This window comes from Paenibacillus sp. JNUCC32, assembly GCF_014863545.1.
In the GTDB taxonomy this organism is placed as follows: domain Bacteria; phylum Bacillota; class Bacilli; order Paenibacillales; family Paenibacillaceae; genus Paenibacillus_AQ; species Paenibacillus_AQ lautus_A.
The window spans coordinates 4190347-4207793 of sequence record NZ_CP062260.1; the positions used below are offsets into that span (position 1 = coordinate 4190347).

The following is a 17447-nucleotide window of genomic DNA, read 5'->3' on the forward strand; positions in this document are numbered from 1 at the left end:
CCGACCCCATCGGATCGGCTTTTTCTACAAACGTATGATTTTATTGCAATTGCGGAGAAGCCTCGGATTGCTGTCTCGATATGATGAACAGCACGATCCAAATCAGCAGGAATCCTAGGAGCTGAGGCCCTGTCACGATTTGCTGGAATACAATCCAGTTGATGAGCACGCCCACCATGGGAAAACTCAATTCAGCCAGCGTTGCGACAGAGGCTTTGGTCGTGGTCAGCCCTTTATAGTACACCAGCAAGCTCAGCAGACCCGGCAGCAGTGCCTGCCCGATCAGGTTCAGCGATACCAAGGCAAAGGCGCCTGTGCCCCATGCCGGCATATTCCAAGCTGCCCCTTCGCTCCAAGTAATGACGGTCAGGAGCGGCAGCGCGAGCACGAAACGAAGCGAGGTTACCGTCTCATACTTCAGTTTGCCTACCATCAAGCGTCCCATGACCGTTGAGCCGCCCCATAAGGCTGCTGCGCCTAAGGACAGGAGGCTGCCGACTTGAACAAACTCGTTCCAATGGCCGATCGGCAGGGTTAAGCCGAAGGTGAGTAAATACGTGCCTGCCAAAGCGATGATAAGCAGGATCCCGAAATGGCGCGGAAGCTTCTCTTTCAGAAGCAGGCTGGCCAGAATGATGGCAAACAGCGGCTGCAGCTTCTGCAGCAGCAGGACGGCATTCAGATTGCCGCTCGACAGCCCCATCGTGAACAATACGGTAGCCAATGCCGAACCGCCCCAGGATATAAACAGCAGTGCGCCGACATGATTCCAGCCCAGGCTCTTAAGTTCCTCCCGGTTCTTCCACAATACAGGAATCGCAATCAAGGAAATAATGATATGTTCGAGCAAAACGATCTGAGCCGAAGTCAGATTCTTGAGCAGAATGACCCGAAATAACGGGTCAACGCCCCACAGGGCGGCCCCCAAAACAACGAGCCAGAACCCTCCTTTAAAACGTCGACTTGCCTGTGTGTCGGAACCATAAGGTTTCACCTTGATCCCGGTATTCATATTACTCATCTTGCCCTCTCCTGTCTTGAATACGGAGGTCTTACTAGCAGAAAGCCCCCGTCATCGGCATGGCCGACGTATACGGGGGCTGATCAAATAAGCCTGCGCCAAAATGGAATATTCGCATTCACGGCAAACTCATCTTTGATCTTCTCCCATCCGGACTTTACCGTCGGCCTTGGAATTGCACCAAGTCAGTCGCTGCATTCATGTTGGATACAGAACGCAGAGAGTCGCGGGCTTGGGTTCGTTCGCGAAGGAACGAACCATCACCGCCGGTCAGGAATTTCACCTTACCCCGAAGATCCATATTCATGTTTTATTTTGTAATGCCTTAATCACTAATTAACCGATAATTCCTATAAACTTAGTTGTTATATTGAAATTATAACATGAATCCTTTCATGTAAATACATCTATTTTCAAAATAAACGAAATTAGACTTGAATACAATGAAAAATCTCACGTTCATCCAATACTTACTGAGAATTATACAGCAAGTATCAATTTGTTACCAGCATGATTTTTTACCATCTTCACGGTTTATCTCGAATAGCTCCAGCGCTTCCTCGGTATTAAGGCTCATTCCGCCCCCATAAGACTTAGATAACAGTCGAGAAGCACTTTCCGCAACTGTTTCCTCCGATTCCTTCGTCTCACTCAGCAATACTTTGCTTCCAATATGTATATTCAGATTCAATGCGCATGAACTCCATCCTTATCAGATCCTTATCAGATCGTTATCAGGTCGTTATATCCATCCCTTAATAAATGTATCGGATGCCTGATCGCTTCGCTTTAACCGGTTGCCATCTGCCTGAGTATGCAAAAAGACCGCCCTCAAGGTTTCAATCCACCTTAAGGACGGTCTAATCATGAAATGCTATCCTGCTTCGATCAGTTCATAAACTTCAACGCTGTCAAAGTACGCTTCAGTACGAGTGCTGCTTGCGCACGTGTGACCGAATCGAGTGCTCCGAAATTGCCTTGGTTGTCACCCTGTACGATGCCTTGCTTAGTAAGACTGGCCACATGGGCAGCCGCCCAAACCGGAATGGATGCCTGATCCTTGAATCCGGCCACGGCATTCGCACCCTGGTTGGATAGGTCTGCCGGATTCACCGCCTCCATGGCCCGGGTGATCATTACAGCCATTTCCGCTCGGGTCATGCTGGCATTCGGCGAGAAGGCACCGCCGTTGCCGCCCTCGATCAAGCCGTAGCGCGAGGCTGCGCCAATCTCGCCGGCATACGCGGAATGATCCTGAACATCCTTGAATGCACCGCTCTCGATGACCGGGCTGAGACCCATCGCACGGACGAGCATGGCCGTAAATTCAGCTCGCGTGATCGCCTTGCCCGGTGCATAGGAGTCCGCGTTGACTCCGTTCACGAGCAGCTTGGAAGCCATGGACTCGATTTCCGATTGCGCCCAGTGGCCGTCAAGATCCGCAAACGTCTTCTTGTATTGCAGCAGCGCATAAACGCCGTTTCCGGCATGCTTGACTTCGATCGCCGCTTTACCGTTCCATGTCGTCCTTACGGCCGGTACAAACTGGAAAGTCCCCGCCGCTTCGTCATAAATGACGGCAGCAAGCGAATCCGGATTCATCCCTGTCGGCAGCGGCATGATACGGCTGATGACGCGCTTCCCGAAATCCTTCAGTTCCTGCTCTGCGCCAGGCGCTCCAACCGCTGCGCCGAACCGCAGTCCTCCATTGGCTGCCAACGAGGCGCCCATGGAAGTGGCCTTGCTTGTCATAGCGTCCGCTACCTTGCCTGCTGCGGGAGCCACCGACATCTTCACCTGGATGTTGCCGGACCCTTGTGCCGTCTCCAGAGCCTCATCCAGAGGCAGAGCCGTTATCGGAAGACGGAAGGCTCCAAGTGCGGTCTCCAGCACCAGGGTTGCCTTCGGATTCCGTTCCATGGCCTGCTTCAGGCCTGCTGCGGGAAGGGACAGCTCCGCGGCACGGTTCAATTCAGGAGCCCGAATAATCAATTCCTGCTGCCCGTTCGCGGACAAGCCGCTTACGGCCTTTTTCCACGCCTCTTCCTTTACCGTAATGAGGTCCATCGTTCCGCCTGAAGCAGCGCTGATATTCAAACTATTGCCTGTCATCACGTTTGGCTCGGATGCATTTCCGCCAGTAGCAGGAGGAGTAGGCTGCGTTGTAGGCTGCGTTACCGTGCCGCCTCCCGAACCGCCTGATCCTGATCCGGGAGAAGAGCCGCCGCCAGGATTCGCCGGCTTCTTCTGCTCCGTAATTCGGCCCTCGACCTTCGGCGATACCTTACCGCCCAGCTTGTTCACATACTCCATGAAAATTTCATAATCCGGGTAACCCAAATCCTCGTTGTATTTCCCTTCGGCAATCGCATCGGCAAAGGATTTATATCCATCTCCGCCCTTGGCTACAAAGCTGTTCGTTGCCATCCGGTACGTTTCGGTCAATACCAGAGGTTTGTAGCTGCCGTCTTTCATGATCTGTACGTCGAACACTTTATCTCCTGCCGGAGCGCTAGGATCCCACTTGAATTTCATCCCGGCGATTTGCGGGAACTTCCCTGGCAGATCCGCCAGTTTGGCACCGCTTATTCCGTTTTCCAGCCCGTCTTTCAGCTGCTGTCCGGTGACGTCCATAACAAACAGCGTATTTCCGAAAGGCATCACCGTACGCAGCTCGCCCATCGTTATATCGCCTTCATCAATCGCGGCGCGGATGCCTCCGCCATTCGTGAGGGCAATATCGGCGTTTTTCAGCTCTTTGGCTTTAGCCAGCATGCCGTCGGCTATCAGATTGCCCAGGTTCGTCTCCTTGGAGCGGACATTCTCGCGTTTGCCGTCAAGCTCGACTCCGGCAATGCCGATAACCTGCTTCATCAGTTCTTCCAATTCCGCTTTGTAAGGAGCCAGCATATCCTTCGCTTGCGTGTCTTCCTGGACCGTGTTGTCTACCGGGATCAGCTTCCCGCCAAGTTCGCCGTCTCCCACGAGAACAACGCCGTTTTTATCAAACTGCAGATCTACCCGGCCGAGGAACTTGCCCCACTCATTCGCTTGGACGATGACGGTAGGGGTATGATGCTGACTGTCCGTCACCACTTCCGGCGCGTTTAGCGTCGTATGGGTATGACCTCCGACGATGAGGTCGATGCCTTCGACGGCTTCGGCCAGCGTCAGATCTTTGGCGTACCCCAGGTGGGACAGGGCGATGATCTTGTCCAGCCCCTCCTTCTCCATCGCCTCAACGGTAGCCTGAGCCGAGGTCACCGCGTCACGAAAGACCACGTCTTTACCCGGGCTGGAGGTTTCCGCGGTATCTTCGGTCGTTAAGCCGAACACCCCGACCTTCTGGCCGTCAACCAGCAGTGTCACGTATGGGTATACCCCGCTATTTGCCGTTGTCTTGGGCTGATCGGTATCGATAACCGCCGGCTTGTTAATCAAATGTGAAATGTTAGCGTCACGGCTAAGATCCACGTTCGCGCTGACGAGCGGGAAATGCGCCTTGCTCACGAAATCCGCAAGCGTCTTGGTGCCTTGATCGAATTCATGGTTACCGAACGTCATCGCGTCATACCCCATATAGTTCATGAAGGCCAGATCAGCCAGCCCAAACCATTTGGTGAAATACAGATCGCCGGAAAAGACGTCCCCAGCATCCAGCAGCAGGCTGTTTCCGCCTTCGCTGCGGATCTCCTGAACCAGCGTAGCCCGTCTGGCCACTTCCGCCAGATGCGCATGGGTATCGTTGGTATGCATCACCGTTAACTTCCACGGTTCTCCTTCCGGCGAACCGTCCGTTACGTTAACCGATACTTCCGCCGAACCGTAGCCATCCTTGCTCAGGACGGTGATCACGGCTTCGCCTGCGGATACCGGCGTAACCAGACCGTTTTGGTCCACGACGGCTACCGTTTCGTCGGAGGAACGCCAAGCCAGCTCGGCCGATCCGCCCTGAACGGGCTCAACGCTTGCTTGCAACGGTTCCGGGGTCCCGCCCGTTTTCAACGTGAGCGATGGCTTATCCACCGTAATTTTGGTCACCTGAAGCTCCAGCAGCACCACCGTTCCGCTAACTTCATTCGCAACCAGCAGCAGCGGGCGTCCTGTTTTGCTGTCCGAAGCCGGAATAAAATCCAGTCCCTCCGGTCCGGAATCCGATTGGATGCCTCCGTTGAAATCCCGCGAGTTGAAGTAGTTCAGGAACGCCGGAGCGGATGGATCCGTTACGTCATAGGTCATGACGCCGCCAATGCGCTCCAGTCCGACAAAAGCCAGCGTCTTCTGTCCGACCTTGCCCACGGCAACATATTCCGGCTCCGGGCCTTTCTTGGCGCTGCGGCTGTCCAGATCGGTTTTGTCATTGCTTGCATTGAAATGATTCGGCAAGCGCTCCGCCGTAATCTTCTCAAAATCACTGCCGCTGTCGTATGCCTGGGACAAATCCGCCGCATTCCAGATGGAGAAGGAACGCCCCCCGTACAGATACAGCCCTTCACTGCCCATATCGCTCGCAACTTCAACCTTGTCATAGGTTGTCCCTTTGCCAGCCAGGAATTGGGCTGCCGGCGACGATGGATCCAGATTGGATTTCATTTTGCCGATGTCGCTTTCATTGCTTCGGTCATCCCAGCCGGTAGCGTCCCCTTCGTTCGCGGACAGAATATACTGCTGCCCGTTCACGCTGTAGGTCGCAATTCCGTCCGGCATATACATGCCGTAAAAAGGAACATTCTCAAACTTGATTTGTCCATCCTTGAGCAGATCCAGTTGATTCTCTGGCTGGCTCAAATCCTTATATCCGAGCCCCCGGACCGATTGAATCCGCTTCGAGGCGATATCGACCACGGCTATCGCATTGTTTTCCTGCAGGGCCACATACGCTGTCAGCTCGTCCTCCGACAATGCGATGTATTCGGGCTCCAGATCATGAACGGCATCGTTTTTCGTTCCGGTGCTGCGAATTTGCCCGTCCGCTTCCACATTCCCGCGAATATGCACCCGATCGTCAATGATCGACGGGTCATCGAACTTCAAATGGCTTACTTCGCCAGCCAAAGTATCGATAATCGTGATGCTTCCTTCCGGATCCGGTGCGGTCTCCGTGCGGGGCTCGCCTTCATCCGCCGTCAGGATATAACGGCCATCGGACGTGTACTTGACCATATCCGGCTGAACGCCGGTTTCATAGGATCCGGTCAAGCCGCCGTCATAGTCGAGCACCAGGACCTTGCCGGCTTTCGTATGATCCTGCTCCTGAACGGCAACCACGACCTGCTTCGTCTTGGTGTTGATATCCACGCTGGTCAAGTCTCCATACAGGAAACCGCCCGTGTTCGCCAAATCTTCTACATGGATCTGCTTGTCCTTAACCAAGCTGCCATCGGCGCCTAGAGACACGATTTCGAGACTGGCCGGCTGGGTCGATCCGTTAACCAAATAGAGCTTCCCGTTATCTTTGTTGTATTTTACAATCTCCGCAACGCCGCCATCCTTGTTGGAAGTACCTACGGAATAATGTCCGATCATCTTCATGGCCAGCTTGTCGGCCACAGGTGATGGACGCTTGCCCAATATTTGCAATTTCACAACCGATTGGACCGTAGCAGGTAAGGCTGCACTATCCTGCACCGTTACTTCAACCGTATGCTCGCCCTCTTGTCCAGCCGCAGGCGTACCTGAAATGGCTCCCGTATCGGATGCAAGGGTCAAGCCTGCCGGTAAACCTGTCGCCGAGAACGTATAAGGCGCTTGTCCGCCATACACATCTACGGTGACCGCATACGGCTCTTCCGCATATGCATCCGGAAAGATCATATCGGTCATGCCCAAATCCACGGCAGCAATAGCTGCATCTTGTGATGTCGTCTCCATGCTGGCGGTCTGGAGCAATTCCTGCCCCTCGCCAGCATACACGCTGCCCCCCGAAAACAGAGAGGCCATCGTGATTTCCGCTGCCATCAACAGCGAAACTACTTTCATGCTTTTATGCTTCAACTCCATATCCCCTCTTCTACCTTATTTACATTCAAGTGTAAGGAGGAAGTGTTAACGGATGCTCAATATCAGTCGCGGTTTATGTAAAATGGCTCCATGCAACAAAAAAAGCCTCGACCTCCAAGTCGGGCTTCCCAGAGCAGCAGCTGCATTCGAGCTGGCGGCTTGCTTATTCTTTTCTTCCATATGTATTCCGGTACCTGTTTATAACATGCGCCAGCCTCGGATCATCTCATACTTCAATCAAAAACCCCGAAATGCCGCATCGTTGCAACCGTGATCAGGATGAACCACCGAATGAGAATGATCCCCCAAACGATAAGAAGACCTTGGAACAGCCGCTCAACCAACCATTCGATCTTCTTGTTTGACGTATATCTGCGCCTCTGCTTAAAAAACCACGCCGCGAACCCTTTGGGAATATCGCTGAAAGTCGTCTTTGGCTCCATTGGCTGCGTCCTCCTCCATTTTCTATCGATTAGTATGTCGGATATACAACGCAAGTCTTCGGTTGAACACGTTTCTTGAATTTTATCATGTTTAATGGAAAAATTCACCATGCATCATGTTTCCTTGTCACATTTCCGACAATATTGTAGTCAAATCGACATGATGTCTGATAAACTAACATAAAGAATTGCTATTTGTAACACAAACACTTCACAAGAAAAACAGCCGAAGATCTATTCATGACTATTCGAAGGCCATAACGTGTGCATATCATTTATGTTTGCCTAGGAAAGAGGAACCAACATGAATCGTAACTGGTTTACGCGGATGCTTATGCTGTATATCCCTGCTTTTCTGATCGTCCCCGCCTTTTTATTTTTCGTCTTTTTCCAATCATTGAGCGAAAGCAACCGAAAGGATGCCGAGCGTTCCAATGCTTACGTAACCCAGCAAGCGATGCTGATGATCGATACGTCGTTGTCTTCCCTGGATCAGAAAATTTCGCTTGAAATGCTGCGCAATCGAAAGGTCATCTCCTTTTTCTCCAGAAGCACGGAAAAGGATCTGCCCCTTCAGGTGGACGTGATGAATCTGTTGCGCGATTTAAAAATGACCAATCCTCTGATTCATTCCATTTACATGGTTCAAGCGGATCATAATCAAGTCCTCAATGAAAGCACAAGCTATTCCTTGGATCAATATGCCGATAACGCCTTCATCCGCTCCAAGCTGGAAGCACCCAACAGCCATTGGTCGGATACCAGGCTGTACAAGGAGCTGCCGTCCGACAAAGGGGTCCCCGTCGTCTCATTGACGCGCAGCGTTTCCATCTTCTCCAAGCATCATGGGTTAATCGTCGTTAATGTAAGCGCTGACGCCCTGCAGGGAATGCTTCTTCAAATGCATGACCCGTCTTCCCGCATACTAAGCCTATATGATACACAAGGGAACAGCGTGTTCGATATGGCAAAATCGGAGACTTCCGTCAGCAGGAGCGGAGCCAGCAACGGCGCCCTTCAGTCGGAAGCGAATTCCGACTATACGGGCTGGCGCATCGTTAGCAGCGTTCAAGGAGCGGATACCTTCAATTTCATCATCAGCCTATCGAATATTTGGTTTATTGCCGGTTTGCTTCTCTGTGCCGTTTCGGTCGCCTGGATCGTCTACGTGACGCTGCAAAATTACAGGCCCATTCAGCGCCTGGTCAACCAGCTGCAGCAGCTATCCTCCAAGGAGGACGCCCCGGAGGAAATCCATAAAAACGAATTTACGTTCATCAATTCTAAATTGCAAAACATGATTGATCAGAACGCAAGGTTCCAGCTTCAGTTCGAGGAGGATTTGAAGGCTCAGCAAAATTTTTTCGTGTACGAGCTGCTGGAAGGGACGCGTTCCTTCGATTTGAAGGAATGGGAGAAGGAATCGGCCAAGCATGGCCTGCCCGTGCTGTTTGGCAAGCAGCTGGTTTTTGTCCTGGAAGTGGATCACCGTTCCGAGTGGAGCGCAAATTACGGTCAGATGCAGCATGGCACTCAGCAAAAAGCCATCGAAACCATCATCCTGGAAGCGGCGTCGGATCATGCCTGCGAGGTGAAGCTGCTCTGGGTATCCTTGCACCAGCTTGCTTGCATTCTGGTCATATCGCCAGAAGCGGAGAAGCTGGCATTCGAGGCCCTCTCCTTCGCGGAAGAATGCCAGCGCCGATTTGCCGATGCCTTATCGTTCACCTTATCCGTCGGCCTCGGGGAGCCGGTCGAGCATCCGGACAATCTGCATGATTCATACCATGAGGCATTGGATGCGCTCCAAACGAAGCCCGTCAATCGAAGTGCCATGATCATTCCTTATTCGTCCGATCCCTTGTCGAAGGATCATAGTTTTCATTATTTTCAAAAGGTTGACCGGATCGTTGACGCCTTCCGACTCCAAGAAGCCAAGTGGAAGACGGAAATGCAGGCGCTCTTTCAGAACATGCTGGAAGAAGGCATATCGCGCCGGGGCGCAAGCAGCGTGCTGCATTACCTCACCTACCATCTGAACAAAACGGCTTCCGGAATGAACGACGAATACTACCTGCTCTGGAAAACAGAAACGATGCCGGCACTCGACCGGGTTCAAAAAGAAATCGACCTGCCGGAGGATTGGACGCAGATGGTGCTTCAGCTTCTGGAGCAATTTGCCGAACGGCTGGATACGCAGCGGAATCTGCGAAGCCAGGGAAACCTCGTCCAAGAGGTTAAGGCTTATATTGAAAAGCATTATACGAAGGCGGAACTATCCCTTGATTACCTGCAGGACAAGTTCGGGATCAGCGGCAAATATTTGAGCAGATTGTTCAAGGAAGAGTACGGCTTGAAATTCGTGGACTTTTTGATTGATTTACGAATCCAGGAAGCGAAACGGCTCCTCACGGAAAGCGCATTGTCTGTACAGGAAATTACGGAGAGGGTCGGTTACAGCAGCCCGATTTCATTTGCCAGGACCTTCAAAAAAATTACCGGCGTCCCCCCGATGGATTACCGCAAAGGCAAATAAAACGGCGCAGAACCTAAACATCAAACGAAGGCCGAGAAGGACATCATATGGTCCCTCGGCCTTTTCCCGTTTATGCCGTAGCGGCTCCTGCCCGCGCAGCCATTCCCATCGGGCGCAAAGTAGAAAATAGTTCCGGGTAGAGAAAAGTTTTTTGTGATTTATATTACATACATTTTCCAGTGTTATTTAAATTGCCATCGCGGTAACGTTTACACTAACACTAGATTCGCCTTTCGGTTTGTTAAGTGAAAAGTGTTTGTTGTCTGGCCTGGCAGCAGGTGTTTTTATTAAGGGCAAGGAACGGCGCCTCACCGCGCTTTCCACCATAACTAAAAAACCAGAAGGGGATGAACTAGCAATGGTAGACAGAAACAGAAAGAAAAAGAGATGGACGGCGCTGATCGCTGCAGCCGTTACGTTATCAACCGTATTAAGCGCCTGCTCGGGTGGCAAGGAACCGGCCTCCGCAAGCAACGCCCCGTCCGACGGCGATCCAATTACGATCTCGTTCGAGACGTCGGTATACGCCGAAGAACCTCATAAGAAGGCAATCGATGCACTCATTGCCAAATACAATGAAACCCACCCTAACGTCACCATCAAAGTTCATGGAACAGACTACGAGAATTACTGGGATAAACTGACCACCGAGATTCTGGCAGGTACGCAGGGCGACATCGTTCAGGTATACCCGGAGAATATCGCCACCTATAATGCGCTGCAGAGCGGGGGCACCTTCGTGAATCTCGACGAGAAGATTCAAGCGAGCGGACTTGAGGACAAGCTTGTCGGACAGGAACTGAGCAAGGTGGACGGCTCTTATTATGCCTTATCCAATTACGCATGGGGATCAACCGGCATTTTCTACAGCAAATCGATGTTCGAAGCCGCCGGAATCGATCCGGCCTCCATTCAAACGATGGATGATTTCAAAGAAGCCGCCATACAGCTTGGCGGTGTTAAAGACGGACAATACGGGTTCTCCAGCGTCATCGGCACCCATCCCTTTATCGCCTCGGAATGGTACCGGCTGCTCGCTCGTCCCGTATCGGGAGGCATTTACTTCCCGGACGGCGAAGCTGGCCCTTACGAGGCCGACCGGATTAACGTCAATTCCGCACCAAACGTTTGGGCGGCGGAGTGGTGGCAGGATCTGATCAAGAACCCGCAGGCCACGCCTCCGGGAACCCGCGACAAGAAGGTCAGCCGCGAGATGTTCTGGAACGGCCAGGCCGGCATGATGATGGATGGTCCCTGGTTTATCGGCATGACCAAAGAACGCGATGAAGCTTTAATGGACGACCTGGGGCTCATGCCGCAGCCTTCCGTCGTATACGAAGGTCAAACCTATAAACCGAACCCGCACAATTATCCGATCGTGTCGATGATTTCCAAAGACAGCAAGCATCCTGACGAAGCTTGGGAATTCCTTGAATGGATGACCTCCCGGGAAGCGCAGCAAATTATCGCCGGTTCCGGCATGATTCCGAGCAGCAAGGAATACGCCGAATCCGAAGAATACAAAACGGAGAATCCGCTGGCTGCCCAATTCTTCGATTTCCAGGAGAATGTATACGCCCCGGCCGTGATGGACCCGCCCATCCCTGAACTCGGCTCCCTGTCCCAAATCCTGATCAATGCCGCGCAGGAGATGTTCGTCGGCATGAAAGACGCCAAGACGGCGCTGGATAGCGCGGCTGAGCAGATGAAAGACACGATGCATTAAAAGGCATTCGAAAACATCAAACGATTGAAGCTGCCCCGGCCCCACGGCCGGGTGGCACTTACATCATAAGGAGGTGGGGGAATGAATCCAACGCGAACGGATGTGACAAGCAGGCAAACTCCCTTGCCGTTGAAGAGAGCTTCGAAGGCCAAGCGATTATGGCTGGAGGAAAAACGGCATTTCAAAAAAAATACAGCCGCCTATTTATTTATTGCGCCGCTGGCCATTACCGTTGCTCTTGTACTCCTCTATCCGATTTTGAAATCGGCGCTCATGAGCGTGCAGTACTGGAAGGTTGCGAAGCCGATTGCCGAAGGCAATCCCTTCGTAGGCTTGGACAACTATGCAGCAGCCATCCAGTCGGGGCATTTCCTGAAATCGTTGGGCATTACCTTTCTATACATTATCGTGACGGTGGTTCTGCGTTTCCTGCTGGGAATCGGTACGGCCGTCCTGCTGAACATTCCCTTTAAGGGCCGAGGGCTCGTAAGAGCGCTGGTGATCATCCCATGGGCCGTCCCTGAAGTCGTTGCTTGTCTCGTATTTATTCTGATGTATGATTACCAATTCGGCGTGATCAACGATCTCCTGCTGAAGCTCAACCTGTTGTCCAATCCGGTCGCTTTCCTCGGCGAAGCCGACACCGCGCTCTGGGCAGCCATGTTCGTCAATGTATGGAAGGGCTTCCCGTTCGCCGCCATCATGCTGCTCGCCGGTCTGCAGAGCATATCCAAAAGCTTGTACGAAGCGGCGGAAATCGACGGTGCCTCGAAATGGCGCCAGTTTCTTAGCATTACCTTCCCGATGTTAAAGCCCGTATCCGTCATCGTCTTCCTGCTGCTGATCATCTGGACCATCAAGGATTTCGGCATCGTCTACGTCCTCACCGGGGGCGGACCAAGCCGGGTAACCGAAATACTGACCATTTTTATCTACAGGGCAGGGTTCAAATCGTTTGACTTCGGTTTGGCTTCCGCTGCGGGGATGATCCTGCTGGCCATCTCCATCGTATTCACCGTGATGTACATGAAAGCTACGAAGGCAGGTGAGATGTCATGAGCAAAGGGATCAGCAAAATCATCGTGTATGCATGCGCCGTTCTCATTTCGTTGTTTGCCGTATCCCCTTTCCTATGGATGATCCTGACTTCGTTGAAGCCTCAGGCCGAAATCTACAGTACGCCGCTGACGTATCTTCCTCAAGAGCTTCATTGGGAGGGGTACAAGGGCATGCTGAATCCCCATGCGGACGACAGCGCCAACTTTATGAAATGGTTCGGCAATACGGCGTTTGTCTCGCTGCTAACGACGGTATTCTCTCTTATCATCTCCGCCTTTGGCGGCTATGCGATGTCCCGGTTCGGTTTCCGGGGACGGATGTCGCTCGGATATATCATCTTGTTGACGCAGATGCTCCCCGGCTCGCTGCTCATTATTCCGCTGTACCTGATCATGAAGGATTACAATCTGCTGAACTCCCATCTGGGTCTCGTCATTGCCTATACCACTTTTGCGGTACCGTTCTGTACCTGGATGCTGAAGGGCTACTTCGACAGCGTATCCCAGTCCATCGATGAAGCTGCCAGCGTTGACGGTGCCAACCGCTTCACAACCTTTATCCGGATTTTGCTCCCGCTCACGCTTCCCGGACTCGTGGTAACCGGCATCTTCTCTTTCTTAACCAGCTGGAACGAGTTTATGTTTGCCCAGACGTTCATCAGCGATTACGACAAATGGACGCTGTCGGTCGGCATCGCCAGCTTTCAGGGACAGTATGTCGTCAACTGGGATTACCTCATGGCGGGCTCCGTCATAACCACGCTTCCGATCGTGATTGCGTTCTGGCTGCTGCAAAAGCATCTGGTCAGCGGAATGACCGCCGGAGCCGTTAAATAAAGCTAACCATTCAAGGAGGGGTCACAATGATCAAATTCGGAATCGTAGGCATGGGGATTCGCGGCAGCATGTTCGCCGATACCCTCAGCCAAAATCCTTATGCGGAGCTGGCCGCGGTCAGCGACGCTTATGAAACTACCCTGAACGCAAGCATAGAGAAATACGGGGTTCCCGGCTATTTGCAAGTTGAGGATATGCTCGAAAGCGAGACTTTGGATGCCATCGTGATTGCCACGCCGGATTTCCTGCATAAAAAGCCCGTTATGCTCGCGGCTGAGCAAGGCATCCATATCATGGTCGAAAAACCCTTCTCCACCTCCGTCGAGGAGGCCGAGGAAATGTACGCCGCGGTAGAGAAAGCGGGCATCAAATGCCTCGTCGCATTCGAGAATCGCTGGAATTCTCCTTTCGTTGCGGTTAAGGAAGCCGTCCGGAATGGGGACATTGGCCATATTCTGACCATCAACACCCGCTTGAATGACACCATCTACGTGCCTACCAAAATGCTGAAATGGGCCGGGGAATCCACGCCGGGCTGGTTCCTATTCCCGCATGCGACGGATATTGCCTTATGGCTGAAGAGCGGGGTTCTGCCGGTCAGCGTCTACGCGGTAGGGACGAAGAAGAAATTGGCCGGGATGGGGATCGACACCTACGATTCCATGCAAACGATCGTATCCTTCGACGATGGCACGCATGCAGCATTCACGACCAGCTGGGTGCTGCCCGAGTCGATGCCGCTGATCTATGACTTCAAAGTCGAGATCATCGGCGAGGACGGGGCATTGTATGTCGACTTATCCGATCAAATGGTCCGTAAGGGCGGCAGCGTCTACAGTCATGTCCATACGCTCGGCACGCCCATCAACGGCCAATATACCGCGGCGCCCCATTATATGCTCCATTCCTTTGTCGATCATATCCGCCTGGATACGATGCCCGAATCGGGCGCAGCTGCCGGCTTGCTGAATACCAAGCTGGTACATGCCATCCATCGCTCCGTCTTAAGCGGACAGGTTGAGCAGGTGTGACATGGAGGCATGCCCAGCGGTTGAATCATGCACTTTTCTTGACATGCCTGCAGTGAGGGCCGAAAATGATCGCTTATCCATGACGGTGGTTCCGGGATGGGGGAGCAGAGTCATCTCGCTGCGCTGGAAACCATCGGACACCGAATTGCTGCGCACGCCGCCATCCATGACGGAATATGAGCGGACACCCTTCTTATACGGCATGCCTGTCTTATTTCCGCCCAACCGGATCGAGAACGGCAGCTTTACCTTTAAAGGCCGCCCCTATCAATTCCGCATCAATGAGCCGCAGCATCAAAATCATGCGCACGGACTTGTTCATGACGAAGCATGGGAAGTCGGACGCTGCTGGACCAAGGGGAATCGGGCCGTGATCGAAACCGTGTTCTCTTCGAGAGGCCGCCCTGCGGTCATGTCGCAATTTCCGCATGAGTTCTCGATCCTTCTGCGCATGAGCATTGACGGCGCTTCGTTCAGGCAGACGGCAGAAATCCGCAACAAAAGCAAACACTCTTTTCCATGGGGATTGGGGTATCATACCACCTTCCGCTTTCCCTTCGGGGATGCGGAAGCTCAGGAGCGCTGCACGCTGCGGGCGCCTGTCGGGAAACGATGGGTTCTTAACGACCGGGTGCTGCCGACCGGGGAGCTCGCTCATGACTTCCGCAGCAGAGGCCTGCGGGACGGCATTTCCGTCAGTCAGTTCCCGCTCGATGATCTGTTCCTTGCCATGCCGGAAGACCGTAACGAAGCCGTATTAACCGATCCGGGGGCTGGCCTCAGGGTTACCTACCGCGCGGATGACGCCTTCAAGCATTGGGTGCTGCACAATGGCGATGGGGCGAGCGGTTATCTATGTCCCGAGCCTTATACTTGCGCTACCAATGCCTTCAACCTGGGGATGGATCCGGAAATCACCGGCATGCAGGTGCTGGGGCCCGGCAGGAGCGCCCTGCTGTTCTGTACCATCCATGTGGAAGAACTCTGATTCACCTCGACTAAAACCATGACAAAAGCGGTCCGCTAGCAAGGATGTTTCCTTGAACGGGCTGCTTTCCCCAGCTTGTTGTACGCTTTATCTGGATTTCACCAATTAAATAAAAAAACGCGATCCGGGAATCCCCCGAATCGCGCCCTGGATTTATATATTTGTCGTTTATTCCGCCTGATAGCGCTCATAGGCGGCCTGGTAAACTTCCATGTATCGGTCCAATCCCATCTTGTTGAGCGTGTTCACATACTCTTCCCATTGGCTGAACGAAGCCGAGCCGTTCACGAATTTCGCTTCCATTTCCTTCACGTAATCCTCGATATCTTTACCGATCGAGGTCATGACGTCCGTTTCCTCCAATGTAAAGTTAAAGTTGTACAGGATCTCCTTCACGGCATACGGCTCTGCTTTTTCGGCAGCGGCCATGGCGTTAGGACGCGTCTCCGAAGCTTTGAACCATTTCTCCCGCACAAAGCCCGGATAGCTGCCCCCGAGCCAAGTGAAATTCTTGGCCAATGCCTGATCCTGCGTTAATCCGTTTGGATTCTCCGTTATCTCCTTCACATATTCCAGCTGACCGTCCGCGTTCTTCGTGTAAGTCTCTCCTTCTTTACCCATGAAATAGAATTGGGCTCCCTCATCCCCGTAGAAATAATCCATCCAACGGATCGTTGCTTCCGGATTCGGGTTCTTATCGGTAATCGCAAATGCACCCACGTGAACCATCGGCACTTTGACGTGGGAATAGAGCTGGTCTCCGTGCGGTCCCTTAAGCGCCCCGAGCCCGATGTATTCTTTGCGTCCCATGACCATCTCCGGATTCGGCACGATCGTGGCACCGAGCAGACCCTCCTGCCCTTTCGCATTCAACGCGCCGCCTTCAATCGTGAAGATCTCTTTATCGAGCAGCCCTTCTTGGTGCAGCTTGTTGACGAATTGAAGCATTTCCTTGTACTCCGGCAAGGCCTTGGTAAAGCGCAGTTTCCCAGTGTCCGGATCGACATCCACTAATTTATGGCCAAGTCCGCTCGTCCCAAGTCCCCAAGAGCCTTTCAAATGATCGATGATCCCGGTAATGCCTGTGGAGGAGAAAGGAATCTCGTCATGCTGTCCGTTGCCGTTCAGATCGGTTTCCTTGACCGCCTTCAAATAGGCATAGAATTCTTCGGTCGTCTGCGGTTCTTTCATCCCGAGCTGATCAAGCCATTCCTGATTGATCCATATCGGGGTGCCGATCAACATGGAGAGCAGCTCAGGATCGTAGAAAGAAGGCAGGGAATAGATATTGCCGTCCGGCATCGTCAATCCTTTCCGAATATCCGGGTACTGATCCATCAGCTTTTTGAAATTCGGAGCATACTTGTCGATCAGATCGTTCAGCGGTATAAATACTCCTTGCTCGCCATAGCGGGTCAATTCGGCGGAGCTGACCCTTGCGGAATAGAACACATCCGGATAATCCCCGCCTGCAAGCGCCAGGTTCCGCTTCTCGGTCAGCGTATCGAATGGAATGAGGTTCCAGGTCACATTTACATTCGACATTTCCTGGTAGGTTTTCCATACAAGGGTTTCCTCGAATTTGCTTCCGTTCGTTGGCGACTTCCCTGTGAAAAACGTAAGGTCGAGGGGCTCGTTCACGATCGGCATTCCGGTCTCGTTAAAATTAGCCTGCGGCGTTTCGCCCTTATCGGCTGCGCCCTCCCCGCTCTTGCTTCCACAACCGGCCAGCAATCCGGCGGCCAGCACGGCAGCCAATGTAAGCGAAGTCCATTTTTTCATCACCATAAATTTCATATCCCCCTCA

10 protein-coding genes and 1 riboswitch are annotated in these 17447 nt (G+C 52.7%); of the genes, 6 read left to right on the forward strand and 4 right to left on the reverse strand.

The window, feature by feature from the left end; genetic code table 11:
• Positions 1-40: 40 nt before the first annotated feature.
• The 3 genes from JNUCC32_RS18870 to JNUCC32_RS18880 all read right to left on the reverse strand — a co-directional run bounded on the left by JNUCC32_RS18870 (position 41) and on the right by JNUCC32_RS18880 (position 7464).
• Positions 41-1021: a DMT family transporter gene (locus tag JNUCC32_RS18870; protein ID WP_090910621.1), complete on the reverse strand. Its 981-nt coding sequence runs from the start codon at positions 1019-1021 to the stop codon at positions 41-43.
• A gap of 134 nt (positions 1022-1155) precedes the next feature.
• Positions 1156-1322, reverse strand: a riboswitch (FMN riboswitch).
• Between the two features lie 587 nt (positions 1323-1909).
• On the reverse strand, positions 1910-7021 hold the full coding sequence (locus tag JNUCC32_RS18875) for a choice-of-anchor I family protein (protein WP_192569454.1): 5112 nt from the start codon (positions 7019-7021) through the stop codon (positions 1910-1912).
• Between the two features lie 233 nt (positions 7022-7254).
• Positions 7255-7464 (reverse strand): hypothetical protein, encoded by a 210-nt coding sequence (locus JNUCC32_RS18880; RefSeq protein WP_192569455.1) that lies wholly within the window; start codon positions 7462-7464, stop codon positions 7255-7257.
• Positions 7465-7768: 304 nt separating this feature from the next.
• Here JNUCC32_RS18880 and JNUCC32_RS18885 point away from each other — a divergent pair, with 304 nt between their 5' ends.
• The 6 genes from JNUCC32_RS18885 (at position 7769) to JNUCC32_RS18910 (ending at position 15640) form a co-directional block, all read left to right on the forward strand.
• Entirely contained in the window at positions 7769-10000 is a 2232-nt protein-coding gene (locus tag JNUCC32_RS18885; RefSeq protein ID WP_192569456.1) for a helix-turn-helix domain-containing protein, read from the forward strand.
• Positions 10001-10358: 358 nt separating this feature from the next.
• Entirely contained in the window at positions 10359-11726 is a 1368-nt protein-coding gene (locus JNUCC32_RS18890; RefSeq protein WP_192569457.1) for an ABC transporter substrate-binding protein, read from the forward strand.
• Between the two features lie 81 nt (positions 11727-11807).
• Positions 11808-12785, forward strand: coding sequence for a carbohydrate ABC transporter permease (locus JNUCC32_RS18895; RefSeq protein WP_176502481.1), 978 nt, complete (start codon positions 11808-11810; stop codon positions 12783-12785).
• Positions 12782-13621, forward strand: coding sequence for a carbohydrate ABC transporter permease (locus JNUCC32_RS18900; RefSeq protein ID WP_096775230.1), 840 nt, complete (start codon positions 12782-12784; stop codon positions 13619-13621). Before JNUCC32_RS18895 ends, JNUCC32_RS18900 begins: the two co-directional genes overlap by 4 nt.
• Before the next feature lie 26 nt (positions 13622-13647).
• Positions 13648-14652: a Gfo/Idh/MocA family protein gene (locus JNUCC32_RS18905; RefSeq protein ID WP_192569458.1), complete on the forward strand. Its 1005-nt coding sequence runs from the start codon at positions 13648-13650 to the stop codon at positions 14650-14652.
• A 79-nt stretch (positions 14653-14731) separates the two neighbouring features.
• A complete protein-coding gene (locus tag JNUCC32_RS18910) occupies positions 14732-15640 on the forward strand; it encodes an aldose 1-epimerase (protein ID WP_192569459.1) in 909 nt (302 codons plus the stop codon).
• Between the two features lie 168 nt (positions 15641-15808).
• Here JNUCC32_RS18910 and JNUCC32_RS18915 read toward each other — a convergent pair whose 3' ends face one another.
• Positions 15809-17428 (reverse strand): extracellular solute-binding protein, encoded by a 1620-nt coding sequence (locus tag JNUCC32_RS18915; protein WP_192569460.1) that lies wholly within the window; start codon positions 17426-17428, stop codon positions 15809-15811.
• Positions 17429-17447 lie beyond the last annotated feature (19 nt).

Excerpts from the sequence above, each read along its gene's own strand:
- JNUCC32_RS18870 (WP_090910621.1), bottom strand. The coding sequence starts at position 1,021 with ATGAGTAATATGAATACCGGGATCAAGGTGAAACCTTATGGTTCCGAC.
- JNUCC32_RS18875 (WP_192569454.1), bottom strand. The coding sequence starts at position 7,021 with ATGGAGTTGAAGCATAAAAGCATGAAAGTAGTTTCGCTGTTGATGGCA.
- JNUCC32_RS18880 (WP_192569455.1), bottom strand. The coding sequence starts at position 7,464 with ATGGAGCCAAAGACGACTTTCAGCGATATTCCCAAAGGGTTCGCGGCG.
- JNUCC32_RS18885 (WP_192569456.1), top strand. The coding sequence starts at position 7,769 with ATGAATCGTAACTGGTTTACGCGGATGCTTATGCTGTATATCCCTGCT.
- JNUCC32_RS18890 (WP_192569457.1), top strand. The coding sequence starts at position 10,359 with ATGGTAGACAGAAACAGAAAGAAAAAGAGATGGACGGCGCTGATCGCT.
- JNUCC32_RS18895 (WP_176502481.1), top strand. The coding sequence starts at position 11,808 with ATGAATCCAACGCGAACGGATGTGACAAGCAGGCAAACTCCCTTGCCG.
- JNUCC32_RS18900 (WP_096775230.1), top strand. The coding sequence starts at position 12,782 with ATGAGCAAAGGGATCAGCAAAATCATCGTGTATGCATGCGCCGTTCTC.
- JNUCC32_RS18905 (WP_192569458.1), top strand. The coding sequence starts at position 13,648 with ATGATCAAATTCGGAATCGTAGGCATGGGGATTCGCGGCAGCATGTTC.
- JNUCC32_RS18910 (WP_192569459.1), top strand. The coding sequence starts at position 14,732 with ATGACGGTGGTTCCGGGATGGGGGAGCAGAGTCATCTCGCTGCGCTGG.
- JNUCC32_RS18915 (WP_192569460.1), bottom strand. The coding sequence starts at position 17,428 with ATGGTGATGAAAAAATGGACTTCGCTTACATTGGCTGCCGTGCTGGCC.